12 protein-coding genes and 1 tRNA gene are annotated in these 12,541 nt (G+C 69.3%); 3 read left to right on the forward strand and 10 right to left on the reverse strand.

What is annotated here, in order from left to right; genetic code table 11:
- Nucleotides 1-45: 45 nt before the first annotated feature.
- From MNO14_RS11695 to dxs, 3 genes are all read left to right on the forward strand, one after another.
- Nucleotides 46-1,836, forward strand: coding sequence for an acyl-CoA dehydrogenase C-terminal domain-containing protein (locus MNO14_RS11695; RefSeq protein ID WP_241943907.1), 1,791 nt, complete (start codon nucleotides 46-48; stop codon nucleotides 1,834-1,836).
- Between the two features lie 133 nt (nucleotides 1,837-1,969).
- Nucleotides 1,970-2,638 (forward strand): HNH endonuclease, encoded by a 669-nt coding sequence (locus tag MNO14_RS11700; protein ID WP_241943908.1) that lies wholly within the window; start codon nucleotides 1,970-1,972, stop codon nucleotides 2,636-2,638.
- 143 nt (nucleotides 2,639-2,781) lie between these two features.
- A complete protein-coding gene (gene dxs, locus MNO14_RS11705; protein WP_241943909.1) occupies nucleotides 2,782-4,695 on the forward strand; it encodes a 1-deoxy-D-xylulose-5-phosphate synthase in 1,914 nt (637 codons plus the stop codon).
- A 45-nt stretch (nucleotides 4,696-4,740) separates the two neighbouring features.
- On the opposite strand, the gene MNO14_RS11710 is transcribed toward dxs, so the two are convergent.
- From MNO14_RS11710 to infC, 10 genes are all read right to left on the reverse strand, one after another.
- Nucleotides 4,741-5,259, reverse strand: coding sequence for a hypothetical protein (locus tag MNO14_RS11710; RefSeq protein WP_241943910.1), 519 nt, complete (start codon nucleotides 5,257-5,259; stop codon nucleotides 4,741-4,743).
- Nucleotides 5,260-5,350: 91 nt separating this feature from the next.
- On the reverse strand, nucleotides 5,351-6,379 hold the full coding sequence (locus tag MNO14_RS11715) for a TraB/GumN family protein (protein ID WP_241943911.1): 1,029 nt from the start codon (nucleotides 6,377-6,379) through the stop codon (nucleotides 5,351-5,353).
- Nucleotides 6,380-6,515: 136 nt separating this feature from the next.
- A tRNA-Pro gene (locus MNO14_RS11720) sits at nucleotides 6,516-6,592 on the reverse strand.
- A 48-nt stretch (nucleotides 6,593-6,640) separates the two neighbouring features.
- Nucleotides 6,641-6,997, reverse strand: a complete 357-nt coding sequence (locus MNO14_RS11725; RefSeq protein ID WP_183425933.1) for a MerR family transcriptional regulator — start codon at nucleotides 6,995-6,997, stop codon at nucleotides 6,641-6,643.
- A complete protein-coding gene (locus MNO14_RS11730) occupies nucleotides 6,990-7,307 on the reverse strand; it encodes an integration host factor subunit alpha (RefSeq protein ID WP_183425934.1) in 318 nt (105 codons plus the stop codon). Before MNO14_RS11730 ends, MNO14_RS11725 begins: the two co-directional genes overlap by 8 nt.
- Before the next feature lie 21 nt (nucleotides 7,308-7,328).
- Nucleotides 7,329-9,713, reverse strand: a complete 2,385-nt coding sequence (gene pheT / locus MNO14_RS11735; protein WP_241943912.1) for a phenylalanine--tRNA ligase subunit beta — start codon at nucleotides 9,711-9,713, stop codon at nucleotides 7,329-7,331.
- 103 nt (nucleotides 9,714-9,816) lie between these two features.
- Nucleotides 9,817-10,827 (reverse strand): phenylalanine--tRNA ligase subunit alpha, encoded by a 1,011-nt coding sequence (pheS, locus tag MNO14_RS11740; protein WP_241943913.1) that lies wholly within the window; start codon nucleotides 10,825-10,827, stop codon nucleotides 9,817-9,819.
- 166 nt (nucleotides 10,828-10,993) lie between these two features.
- Entirely contained in the window at nucleotides 10,994-11,353 is a 360-nt protein-coding gene (rplT, locus tag MNO14_RS11745) for a 50S ribosomal protein L20 (RefSeq protein WP_047136498.1), read from the reverse strand.
- Nucleotides 11,354-11,366: 13 nt separating this feature from the next.
- Nucleotides 11,367-11,564, reverse strand: a complete 198-nt coding sequence (rpmI, locus tag MNO14_RS11750; protein ID WP_047136497.1) for a 50S ribosomal protein L35 — start codon at nucleotides 11,562-11,564, stop codon at nucleotides 11,367-11,369.
- Nucleotides 11,565-11,934: 370 nt separating this feature from the next.
- Nucleotides 11,935-12,480 (reverse strand): translation initiation factor IF-3, encoded by a 546-nt coding sequence (infC, locus tag MNO14_RS11755; protein WP_241943914.1) that lies wholly within the window; start codon nucleotides 12,478-12,480, stop codon nucleotides 11,935-11,937.
- Nucleotides 12,481-12,541: the final 61 nt, after the last annotated feature.

Genomic DNA, 12,541 nt, shown 5'->3' on the forward strand with positions numbered 1-12,541 from the left:
GAGCATGCGCTGCGTGCCCGCTCCCCTCTTAGAAGAGCCGACCCCATGAGCACCTACCACGCCCCGCTGACCGACATCCGCTTCGCCCTGCACGACGTGCTGCAGGTCGAGTCCCTGTTCGCCGCCCTGGGCTTTGAGGACGCCAACCGCGAGACGGTCGATGCGGTGCTCGACGAGTGCGCCCGGCTGTGCGAGACCGTGCTCGCCCCGCTCAATCGCGTCGGCGACGAACAGGGCGTGCGCTACGACAAGGCCACCGGTGCGGTGACCACGCCCGATGGCTTCAAGGATGCCTACGACCAGTTCGCGCAAGGCGGCTGGACCGGCATGAGCGCGCCGGCGGAGTTCGGCGGCATGAACATGCCCCACACGGTCGGCATCTGCCTGGAGGAGATGATCGACGCGGCCAACCTGGCCTGGAGCAACTTCCCGCTGCTCTCGCACGGCGCGGTCAACGCCCTGCACCACCACGGCGAGGCCTGGCAGAAGGAGGTCTTCCTCAAGCCACTGATCGCCGGCACCTGGACCGGCACGATGTGCCTGACCGAGCCGCACTGCGGCACCGACCTCGGCCTGCTCAAGACCCGCGCCGAGCCTACCGCCGACGGCGCCTATGCGATCACCGGCACGAAGATCTTCATCACCGCCGGCGAGCACGACCTGACCGACAACATCATCCACTTGGTGTTGGCGCGCTTGCCCGATGCGCCGGCCGGCAGCAAGGGCATCTCGCTGTTCGTCGTGCCCAAGGTCAAGGTCGGGCGCGACGGCACGTTCGGCGCGCGCAACGCGGTGCGTTGCGGCGCGGTCGAGCACAAGATGGGCATCCATGGCTCGGCGACCTGCGTGATGAACTTCGACGGCGCCGAGGGTTGGCTGGTCGGTCAGCCGCACAAGGGCCTGCTGGCGATGTTCACCATGATGAACACCGCGCGCCTGGGCGTCGGCGTGCAGGGCCTGGGCCTGGCGACGCGCGCCTACGAGAATGCGCTGCGCTACGCCCGCGAGCGCCTGCAATCGCGTGCGCTCTCCGGCCCCAAGCTGCCCAGCAAGCCGGCCGACCCGATCCTGGTGCAGCCGGACGTGCGCCGCATGCTGCTCACCTGTAAGGCGCTGACCGAGGGCGGCCGCCTGCTCGCCTACCACGCCGGTTCGTTGGTCGACGCGGCACACGGCGCCGCCGACGAGGCCGCACGCCGCCAGGCCGACGATCTGCTCGGCTTCCTGACCCCGATCGTCAAGGCCTGCCTCACCGAGTGGGGCAACGAGTGCACTTATCATGCGCTGCAGTGCTTCGGCGGTCATGGCTACATCGCCGAGCACGGCATGGAGCAATTGGCCCGCGACGCGCGCATCACCACACTCTACGAGGGCACCACCGGCATCCAGGCGCTGGACCTGGTGGGCCGCAAGGTGCTGCAACTGCAGGGCGCAGGGCTGCGTGTGTTCCTGGGCATGATCGAGGCGTTCTGCAGCGAGCACGAAGGCGATGCGCAGCTGGCCGAGTTCGTCGGTCCGCTGCGCGAGAAGGCTGCGCAGTGGCAGGCGCTCACCCGCGCCATCGCCGAACGCGCCGCAGCCGATCCCGAGGAAGTCGGCGCCGCCGCGCACGATTACCTGTTCTTCTCCGGCTACGTCGCCCTGGCCTACTGGTGGGCGCGCAGCGTGGCCGTTGCCGACGCCTCGTCGCGGCCGGAGACGTTCAAGGCCGGCAAGCGCGAGACCGCGCGGTTCTACTTCGCACGTCTGCTGCCGCGCACGCTGGCGCACGCCGCAGCGATCGAGAGCGGCCCGGCGCCGCTGCTGTCGCTGGCCGACGAGGCCTTCGACAGCTGATCCCGACCGGGGGCGCGCCGCTGCGCGGATGCAGCCGGCGGCGCACTCTGCCCGTCGCCAGCGAAGCGCCTGCGATCGGGCCGGCGCGCGCCTTGCACAAACCGTCACGGTTCGGGTATATGCTCGATTCCCGATGGAGACCGACTGCGCGCGTCCTCGCCTCGTTTCCACCGGTTCCGATCCGGCGCCGGTCGCCGAAGCATCGGCGTTCGAGTCCGCCCCCCGCCCTCACACCGCTGGCGTGCGCCTGCTCGCACTCGACGCGCATGGCCGGGCATTGAACTGGATCAGTTGGCAGGACGCGGCGTGTCTGTACGCACGCGACGCGGTCGCCTGGACCCTCGGTGCGCCCTGCATCACAGTCCTGGGCGGGCTGTGCCGCGCGACAGGCCGCCGCAGCCGGTTGGACCTGCACCCGATCATCGCCGGCCGCAGCCATGCGCGCGCCAGTGCGCTCGATCCGACCCCGGCCTTGACCAACCCCGCGCTGTTCGCCCGCGACCATCACCTGTGCCTGTACTGCGGCCGCCAGGTCGGGCGCCAGTCGCTGACCCGCGACCATGTCGCCCCGCTGTCCCAGGGCGGGCTCGACATCTGGGAGAACGTGGTCTCGGCCTGCGTGGCCTGCAACTCCCGCAAGGGCGGACGCACGCCGCAACAGGCGGGCATGCCGCTGCTGGCGGTGCCGTTTCGGCCGAGCTGGATCGAGCACCTGATTCTGAGCAACCGCAACATTCTGGCCGACCAGATGAGCTTTCTGAGCGCCCACCTGCCCCGCCGCGGCCCCCGCGCCGTCGTCTGAGGCAGGCCGACGGGCATCGGCGGCGCCTTAAGCGCCGCGTCGTTCTTCGCGGCCGGGACGATGCCCACAACGCCCGATTTTCGCCGGCCGCCCGCGTGACCGTGGCATGACGCCCCGGCCGGGCCAGGCCTTACAATGCGCGGATGATCGATTCCTCGCGCTACCCGCGCCTTGCGCGCATCGACGCGCCGTCCGACCTGCGCCAGTTCGACGAGAGCGAACTGCCGGCGATCGCCGACGAGCTGCGCGCCTACCTGATCGAGTCCGTCGGCCGCAGTGGCGGCCATTTCGGCGCCGGTCTCGGCGTGATCGAACTCACGACCGCGCTGCATTACCTGTACGAAACGCCCGAGGACCGCATCGTCTGGGACGTCGGCCATCAGACGTACCCGCACAAGATCCTCACCGGCCGCCGCGATCGCATCCATACGGTCAAGCAGAAGGACGGCGTGGCACCGTTCCCCAAGCGCGAGGAATCGGAGTTCGACACCTTCGGCGTCGGCCACTCGAGCACTTCGATCTCGGCCGCACTGGGCATGGCCATCGCCAATGCGCACGCCGGCAACGAGCGCCGCGTGGTCGCGGTGATCGGCGACGGCGCGATGACCGCCGGCATGGCCTACGAGGCGCTCAATCACGCCGGCGGCATGGAGCCCGAACCCGACCTGCTGGTGGTGCTCAACGACAACCGCATGTCGATCAGCGAAGCGGTCGGCGGCCTGACCCAGATGCTCGGCCGCATGACCGGCAGCCGCACGCTCAATGCCCTGCGCGAGAGCGGCAAGAAACTGCTGGGCGACAAGAACAACCCGACGGCCCGGTTCGTGCGCCGCTGGGAGGAACACTGGAAGGGCATGTTCGTGCCGTCCACGCTGTTCGAGGAGATGGGCTTCCACTACACCGGCCCGATCGACGGCCACGACATGAAGGCGCTGGTCGGTGCGCTCAAGACGCTGCGTGGCCTCAAGGGGCCGCAGCTGCTGCACGTGATCACGACCAAGGGCAAGGGCTACGAGCTCGCCGAGGGCGACCAGATCGGCTACCACGCCGTCTCGCCGTTTGACCCGAGCACGGGCGTGGTCGCCAAGGGCGGCGCGAAGAAGCCGACCTACACTGACGTGTTCAGCGACTGGTTGTGCGACATGGCCGCCGTCGATGACCGCCTGCTGGGCATCACCCCGGCGATGCGCGAGGGCTCGGGTCTGGTGCGGTTCTCCAAGGAGTACCCCGAGCGCTACTTCGATACCGCGATCGCCGAGCAGCACGCGGTGACGTTGGCCGCGGGCATGGCCTGCGAGGGCGCCAAGCCGGTCGTGGCGATCTACTCGACGTTCCTGCAGCGCGCCTACGACCAGTTGGTGCACGACGTCGCGGTGCAGAATCTCGACGTGTTGTTCGCGATCGATCGCGGCGGTGTCGTCGGGCCCGACGGCGCCACGCATGCCGGCAATCTCGACCTGAGTTTCCTGCGCTGCGTGCCGAACATGGTCGTCATGGCGCCCGCCGACGAAAACGAGGCCCGGCGCATGCTCACCACCGGGTTCCGCCACAAAGGACCGGCCGCGGTGCGCTACCCGCGCGGCACCGGCCCGGGCGTCGAGATCGCGCCCGGCCTGGAAACGCTGTCGATCGGGCAGGCGCAGATCCGCCGGCAAGGTGGCCGTATCGCCCTGCTCGCCTTCGGCGCCATCGTGCCGGCCGCCGAGGCCGTCGCCACCGAACTGGACCTGACGATCGTCAACATGCGCTTCGTGCGCCCGCTCGACCGCGCGCTCGTGCTCGAGCTCGCGCAGTCGCACGACGGTTTCGTGACGCTGGAAGACAACGTCGTCGCCGGCGGTGCGGGCTCGGGCGTGTCCGAACTGCTCAATGCCGAGGGCATCGCGATGCCGGTGCTGCACCTGGGCCTGCCCGATGCGTTCCAGCACCACGCCAGCCGCGAGGACCTGCTGGCCGAGGCCGGGCTCGATGTCGCCGGCATCCGCGCCGCGGTGCTGACACGCTGGCCGGATCTGGCGGTAACTGCCGCACCGGTCGGAGGCAGCGCCGCGGGCTGAGCCTACGCGGACTGGCTTGCGCGCCCCCGGCCCGGCGCGCAGGCGCTATGCGGTGTCAGCTTCGATCTTGTCCGGCAGTGCGAAGCAGCCGATGAACCGCGCGGCGATCCCGCGATCGCCGATAAGCCGCAACGCGCCCGCGGCTTCGGCCTCGTCGAACGACAGGCCGCCATAGACCAAACCGACGAAGGTCGTGGTCGTCTCGGTTTCGAACGCGACGTCCACCGCGTCCGAATCGCCGCGCTCGATCGCCAGCCCCGCCGCAGACAGCCGGCCGACGAAGGCACTGCCGGGGAAGCGGAAGGCCACCGTCATCGTCAGCGGTGCACGATCGGGCCGCAGCATCGTCCGCAGCGACAACATCGTCGACACCGCCGACAGCGGCCGCGTCGGGTCGTGCAGCGGCGAACGCACCGCCCAGCGGCCGAGCACCTGGAAGATCGGCTCGGCCTCGTAGCCCCAGGCCGTCAGCGCGTAGGCCTGCACCCAGGCCGGTGGTGGCAACTGGCATTTGCGCAGCACGCCGATGCGTGACGGCGAGATGCCGTTCGATGGCCAGCGCATGATCTACGGCGGCTTTACCCTGCTTGTGGAGGCCTGAGCCTACGCACTGCGCGTGCACGGTCCGCCGCGCCGTGGGCGCCGGCGGATGACGCTACGGCGCTTGGACCTCGTAGCCCTTCGCCGCCAGCTTGGCGAGATAGCCGTGCTCGCCGAGCACGAGCGACATCGGCAGCACGGCGAACGTCGTCTGGTTCTGCGCAAGCGCGGTCTCGGCGGCCTGGAGCCACTGCGCCTCGACGCGCCGGTCGACGTCTTCCACCCCGAGCCGCTTGGCCAGCGCGCCCTGGGTGAAGGTCCGCATACACACGGTGTAAGTGTTCTCGCCCTGCAGCGCACGCAACGCATCGATGTCGCCGACGGCCCAGGCGTTGGCACGCTCGCCCATGTGCTGCAGATCGCGCTCGATGCGCGCGAGCATGCGCTCGAAGCACGGCAGATCGTCGAGTGGGGCGCCACCGAACTCGCGTAGCGCCGCCTTCGTGTCGTCCACCCGGATCTCGAGGTCGGTGCGGACGATGGGCACCCGATGCGCCTTCGCCAGACGCGTGACCACCGGCTCGATGATGCCGTCCTGGCGCATGCGCATGCGTGCGATCGCCGAGGCATAGAGTTCGCCGGCCGCAAACACTGGGCGCCAGCGCTCGACGCGATCGCTGCGCCCGATCCATCGCGCCTTCAGCGGCACCCAGCGCGCGTAAAGCGTGGGCGGCACGACCTCCTGCAGTTGCTTGCCGTCCGGATTGCGCCGCGCCCGCAGCAACGCCGGCACCATCAGCAGCGTTCGCAACCGCCCGACATCGGCGCGCAACTCGATCTGCGGCGCGGCGATCACGGTCTGCGCGCGCGCGATGACCGCCTCGACTTCGTCGGTGTTCCAGTCGATGTCGCGCGGCAACGGCGACACCTCGCCGAGCACATACAGCGTGTGATCGCCGCGGCGCACCTGCCAGAGCCCCGGGCCCGGCTGGACGCCCGAGACCACGACCGGCCCCATATCGACGATGCCTGCCTCACCGGACGGCGGAGGCTGCGCGCCGGCCGCAGGCGCCTGCGCCCACGCGGTAACCGCGCCTGCGATCAGCACCATGCCCATCACGATTCCGACGATTCGCCCGCGCATCGATGGCTTTCCAAGTCCGAAGCCGCGATTGGATGCCGGCGCGGGTCGCCGGGCAAGTCTCTGAAGATCCAGCCACCAGGCCGCAGTCAGGTGGGCGCGCAAAAAAAAAGACCCGCGCGAGGCGGGCCTGAATATTTGGTCGGGGTAGCCGGATTCGAACCGACGACCACTTGTCCCCCAGACAAGTGCGCTACCAGGCTGCGCTATACCCCGGAAAGCTGGGCAGTATACCCGTTGGCGGGCGTTTCGCCCATGCCTGCGTCAACGCTTGAGCAGTTGCAGCACGTCTTCGAGTTCCATGCGCACCTGGCGCACGATCTGGCTGCTGAGCGCCGATTCCTGCTTGGCACCTGCGCCTTCCAGGCGCAGACGCGCGCCGCCGATCGTGTAGCCCTGCTCGTAGAGCAGGCCGCGGATCTGACGCACCATCAGCACATCGTGGCGCTGGTAGTAGCGACGGTTGCCGCGGCGCTTGACCGGGCTGAGGCTCGGGAACTCGGTCTCCCAGTAGCGCAGCACATGCGGCTTGACGTCGCACAGCTCGCTGACCTCGCCGATCGTGAAATAGCGCTTGGCCGGGATCGGCGGCAGTTCGCGGTTGCTGCCCGGGTCAAGCATGACCGGCTCCCGCGCCGACGGTGCCGGTGTAGGCCTCGACCCGCTCCTTGAGCTTCTGCCCAGGGCGGAAGGTGACCACCGTGCGCGCTGAGATCGGAATCTCCTCGCCGGTCTTGGGGTTGCGGCCGGGGCGCTCGTTCTTGCGCCGAAGGTCGAAGTTGCCGAAGCCCGACAGCTTGACCTGGCGGCCGTGCTGCAGCGCTTCGCGCAGGACGTCGAAGAACGCATCGACGAACTCCTTGGCCTCGCGCTTGTTCAGCCCGACTTCCTCGTAGAGCTTCTCGGCCATGTCCGCCTTCGTCAACGCCACGCCCGCATCCCCTTGTCCACCTCAGCCTCGGATCTTCGCGCCGTGGTCGCGCGCCAGCGCTTCGACCACGTTCGCGACCACTGTTTCGACATCGCGATCGGTCAGAGTGCGTGAAGTTTCTTGCAGAATCAAGCCCATGGCGAGACTCCTGAAACCCGATTCGACGCCCTGCCCGGCATAGCGGTCGAACAGCCGGATCCCGGTCAGCAGTGGGCCGGCGGCCCCGCGCGCGGTGGCCTCCAGCGCGGCCCAATCGACCGCGTCGGGGGCAACGATCGCCAGATCACGGCGCACCGAGGGGAAGCGCGAGAGCGGCGCCACGCGCGGCAGCGCGCGGGCCTGCAGCGCCGCGGCATCGAGCTCGAACGCCACGACCGACGTGTCGATGTCCAGCGCGCGCAGCAGGCGCGGATGCAGTTCGCCGATCCAACCGACCCGCGCGCCATCGCGCAGCACGTCGGCCGAGCGGCCCGGATGGCCATGCGCCGCGGTCGAGCGCCTGAACGTCAGCTGGGCACCGGCCACCGCGGCCAGCGCCTCGAGGTCGCCCTTGAGGTCGAAATAGTCGACCGGCCGCGCCGGTTGGCCCCACTGCTCGGCCTGCGCATCGCCGGCGACCGCCGCCGCGACCCGCAATGTCTCCGCCGGCGCGCCCGTGGTTCCCGCCTGATCCGCGCTTACGAACACCTTGCCGAGTTCGAACAACCGCACGCGCGTCTGCTGGCGGGCGAGGTTGCGCGCCAGCGTCGCGACCAGCCCCGGCAGCAACGCGGTCCGCATGACGCCCAGTTCGGCGCTGAGCGGATTGGCCAGCGGTACGGCGCCGTCGTCGGCCTGCCAGGCTGCGAGCAGCGCGGCGTCGACGAAGGCGAAGTTGACCGTCTCCAGGCAGTCGCGGGCCACCAGTTGGCGACGTAGTTCGGCCTCGGCGACCCGGGTCTCGCTGGGGGCGGCAATCCGCGTCGCGCCCCCAGGCAACGTCTTCGGCACCCGGTCGTAGCCGTGGATGCGCACGACCTCTTCGATCAGGTCCTCTTCGATCGCCAGGTCGAAGCGCCGCGTCGGCGCGGTGACCTGCCAGCCGTCGGCATCGGCGACGACCTCGAGCCCGAGCGCGCGCAGGATGCGCTCGACCTCGGCGTCGTCGACGGTCAGCCCGAGCACGCGCGCCAGCCGTGCGCGGCGCAGCGCGATCGTACGCGGCTGCGCCAGATGCGCATCGAGTTCGGCGGCGGTCACCGGGCCAGCGCGGCCGCCGGCAACATCGAGGATCAGCCGCGTCGCGTACTCGAGTGCGGTGCGCGGCAGCTCGGGGTCGACACCGCGTTCGAAGCGATGCGCGGCATCGGTGTGCAGGCCCAAGCGTCGGCTGCGGCCGATGATCGCATCGGGTGCGAAGTGCGCCGACTCCAGGAACACGTTGCGCGTGGCATCGGTCACCCGCGTGTCGAAGCCGCCCATCAGACCGGCGAGCGCGACGACGCGGTCGTTGTCGGTGATCGCCAGGAACTGCGGGTCGAGCGTCGCGTCGCGGCCGTCGAGCAGCTTGAGCGTCTCGCCCGGGCGCGCACGGCGCACACCGACGGGACCGGTCAGCAGGTCGCGGTCGAAGGCGTGCATCGGCTGGCCGAGTTCGAGCATCACGTACTGGGTGACGTCGACAAGGAAGCTGACCGGGCGGATGCCGCTGCGGCGCAGGCGCTCGGCCATCCACACCGGCGTCGGACGCGTCGCATCGACGCCCTCGATCACACGGCCCAGGTAGCGCGGCGCGTCGCTGCCGGCATTGAGCGTCACCGGCAGTGCGGCGTCCGATGCGACGTCCACGGGTGGCGCCTGCAACGGCGCGACCTGGCTACCGAAGGCGGCAGCGACGTCGAACGCGATGCCGCGCACGCTGAAGCAGTCGGCGCGGTTGGGGGTCAGCTTGAGCTCGATCGTGGCGTCCGGCAGGCCGAGATAGTCGGCCAGCGGGCGGCCGACCGGCGCGTCGTCGGGCAGTTCGAGCAGCCCCGAGGCATCGGCGTCGAGCCCCAGTTCCTTGGCCGAGCACAGCATGCCGTTGGACGCGACGCCGCGCAGCTTGGCGGCCTGGATCGTCAACGCGCCCACGCGCGTGCCGATCGTCGCCAGCGGCGCGACCAGGCCCGGGCGCGCATTCGGCGCACCGCAGACGATCTGCAGCGGCGACGCGCCGCCGGCGTCGACCTGGCACACCTGCAGCCGGTCGGCTTCGGGGTGCTTCTCGGCCGAGACGATGCGCGCCACGACCACGCCCTCGAGCGCGTCGCCCAGCGGCACGATGTCCTCGACCTCCAAGCCGATCGCAGTCAGCGTCGCGGTGAGGTCTTCGCGCGATGCCTCGGTGCGCACGTGCTGGCGAAGCCAGCGTTCGGAAAATTTCATGCTGAAATTCCGTGATTCGTCATAAGTGAGTCGTGGTTCGAAAAGGCGGCGTGGCACGATGGGGTGCGTGATCCGTCTGCCCGGATCACGTATCGCCCATCCCTCAGGCGAACTGCCTGAGAAACCGCACGTCGTTTTCGAAGAACGCGCGCAGGTCGTCGACGCCATAGCGCAGCATGGCGAAGCGCTCCACGCCCATGCCGAACGCGAACCCGGTATAGCGCTCGGGGTCGATGCCGACCGCCTTGAGCACGTTGGGATGGACCATGCCGCAGCCCAGCACCTCCAACCAGCGGGTGCTGCCGTCGGCCTGCTGCCAGGCGATATCGACTTCGGCGCCGGGTTCGACGAACGGGAAGTAGCTGGGGCGGAAGCGCATCTCGAAATCGCGCTCGAAGAACGCGCGCACGAACTCGCTGAGCGTGCCCTTGAGATCGGCGAACGTCGCGTGCTCGTCGACCAGCAGGCCTTCGACCTGATGAAACATCGGCGAGTGCGTCTGGTCGCTGTCGGAGCGGTAGACCTTGCCGGCGGCGATCATCCGCAGCGGCGGGCGGTGCTCGCCCATGTAGCGCACCTGCACCCCGGAGGTGTGCGTGCGCAGCAGGCGCGCGACCCCGGCCGCGTCGGGCGCGAAGTAGAACGTGTCGTGCATCGCGCGTGCCGGATGGTGCGGCGGGAAGTTCAGCGCCTCGAAGTTGTGCCAGTCGTCCTCGATTTCCGGGCCGTCGGCCAGTTCGTAGCCCAGCCGGCCGAAGATGTCGGCGATGCGCTCGAGGGTGCGGCTGATCGGGTGCACGCCGCCGCGGCCGGCGTCGCGTCCGGGCAGGGTCACGTCGATCGTCTGCGAGGCCAGGCGCGCGTCGAGCGCGGCCTCCTCGAGCGCACTCTTGCGCCGGGCCAGGGCCGCACCGATCGCGTCGCGCGCGCGGTTGATGGCCTCGCCGGCCGCCTTGCGCTGGTCGCCGGGCAGCGCGCCGAGCGCCTTGAGCTGGGCGGTGATACTGCCGCTCTTGCCCAGCAGCGCCACGCGTAGCGCTTCGAGCGCCTCGGGCGTGTCCGCCGCGTCGATGTCGGCCAGCGCCCGGCTCGACAGGGATTCGATTTCGCTCATCTACAGGCCCGTCACTGAGGGAGGTCCGCGTCGCGGACGCGCCCGAAACCGGGGCGCCGCACGTTCGGATGCCGCAAAAAACGATGGGGAAGGACTTGCGCCCTTCCCCACGTGGCCGCCGGACGGATCCGGCGGCAGTACCGCTTTACGGTGGAGACGACGGCCCTTAGGCCGCCAGCGCGCCCTTCGCCTTCTCGGCAAGCGCGGTAAAGCCGGTCGCATCGTGCACCGCGATGTCGGCCAGGACCTTGCGGTCCAGCGTGATGCCGGCCTTGAGCAGGCCGTTCATGAAGCGGCTGTAGCTGATGCCGTTCAGACGGGCCGCCGCGTTGATGCGCGTGATCCACAGCGAACGGTAGTCGCGCTTCTTCTGCTTGCGACCGATGTACGCGTACTGGCCGGCCTTGATGACGGCCTGCTTGGCGACGCGGAAGACCTTGCGACGGGCGTTGTAATAGCCCTTCGCGCGGCCGAGGACCTTCTTGTGACGGCGGCGCGCTTGGACGCCACGCTTGACTCGTGCCATGGTTCAGTCCTCCTCAGAGATACGGCAGCATGCGGTCGAGACGACCGCTGTCGCACGCCGGAATGTGGTTCGTCTGGCGGAGATTGCGCTTCCGCTTCGTCGCCTTCTTGGTGAGGATGTGGCTGCGATTGGCGTGGCCGGCCTTGTACTTGCCGGAAGCCGTCTTCCGGAAACGCTTGGAAGCGCCCCGGTGCGTCTTGATCTTGGGCATTGCGAGAGTCCTTGTAGGATACGAGTACTGACCGGGCGGTGGCCTGCGCCACACTTTCCATCCATGCCCATGCCGGTGTTCAGGCCTCGATCCCCACGGGATTCCGGCCGGTCCTGATACCGCTCAAACCACCCGGACAGGCCGGGAGCCGCGCATTATGCCGCGCGCCGCTTTGGCTTGCAAATCATCGGCTTGGCCTTCCGGCAGCGGCGCTTCGCCGCGCGCCGGACCCCGCGGACGCGGGTCCCGCCCGCGCCGACGGGGCACGGCGCGCCGAAACGCAAAGAGGCGCCTTGCGGCGCCTCTCTTCACCCTGCCCCGGGTCCGCAATAGGCGAACCGGAGTCCAGTCGCGCCCAGGGCGCAACCGGTCAGCGCTTCTTCGGCGCGATCATCATCACCATCTGCCGGCCTTCCAGGCGCGGCCGCGACTCGATGACGATGTCCTCGCCCAGGTCGGCCTCGATCCGCGCCGCCATCTCGCGGCCCAGCTCCTGATGGCTCATCTCGCGGCCACGGAAGCGGATGTTGACCTTGATCTTGTCGCCCTCCTCCAGGAAGCCCCGCATCTTGCGCAGCTTGATCTGGTAGTCGCCCTCGTCGGTGACCGGCCGGAACTTCAGCTCCTTGATCTCGACCTGCTTGGTCTTCTTCTTGGCCTCGTTGGCCTTTTTCTGGGCTTCGAACTTGAACTTGCCGAAGTCCATGATCTTGCAGACCGGCGGGTCCGCATTGGGCTGGATCTCAACGAGGTCGAGTCCCTCCTCCTCGGCGGCGCGCAATGCATCGTCGCGCGAGAGCACGCCAATCATTTCTCCGTCCGAACCGATCACGCGCACACGGGGTACGCGGATATCCTGGTTGCGCCGATTCTGCTTGTCAGGGGTGCTAATACTGCAATCTCCGAAATGGAACATACCGCCGGCTCGTCAGCCAACGGGGCGACCGGCGCGGCCGATGATGGCGCCGCGCCGGTGA

Origin of the sequence: Luteimonas sp. S4-F44, from assembly GCF_022637415.1 — a bacterium.
Lineage (GTDB): Bacteria > Pseudomonadota > Gammaproteobacteria > Xanthomonadales > Xanthomonadaceae > Luteimonas.

Coding starts and splice junctions, on each gene's coding strand:
- rpmI (WP_047136497.1), bottom strand. CDS start 11,564: ATGCCCAAGATCAAGACGCACCGGGGCGCTTCCAAGCGTTTCCGGAAG.
- pheT (WP_241943912.1), bottom strand. CDS start 9,713: ATGAAATTTTCCGAACGCTGGCTTCGCCAGCACGTGCGCACCGAGGCA.
- dxs (WP_241943909.1), top strand. CDS start 2,782: ATGATCGATTCCTCGCGCTACCCGCGCCTTGCGCGCATCGACGCGCCG.
- MNO14_RS11725 (WP_183425933.1), bottom strand. CDS start 6,997: ATGCTTGACCCGGGCAGCAACCGCGAACTGCCGCCGATCCCGGCCAAG.
- rplT (WP_047136498.1), bottom strand. CDS start 11,353: ATGGCACGAGTCAAGCGTGGCGTCCAAGCGCGCCGCCGTCACAAGAAG.
- MNO14_RS11695 (WP_241943907.1), top strand. CDS start 46: ATGAGCACCTACCACGCCCCGCTGACCGACATCCGCTTCGCCCTGCAC.
- MNO14_RS11715 (WP_241943911.1), bottom strand. CDS start 6,379: ATGCGCGGGCGAATCGTCGGAATCGTGATGGGCATGGTGCTGATCGCA.
- pheS (WP_241943913.1), bottom strand. CDS start 10,827: ATGAGCGAAATCGAATCCCTGTCGAGCCGGGCGCTGGCCGACATCGAC.
- MNO14_RS11700 (WP_241943908.1), top strand. CDS start 1,970: ATGGAGACCGACTGCGCGCGTCCTCGCCTCGTTTCCACCGGTTCCGAT.
- infC (WP_241943914.1), bottom strand. CDS start 12,480: ATGTTCCATTTCGGAGATTGCAGTATTAGCACCCCTGACAAGCAGAAT.
- MNO14_RS11710 (WP_241943910.1), bottom strand. CDS start 5,259: ATGCGCTGGCCATCGAACGGCATCTCGCCGTCACGCATCGGCGTGCTG.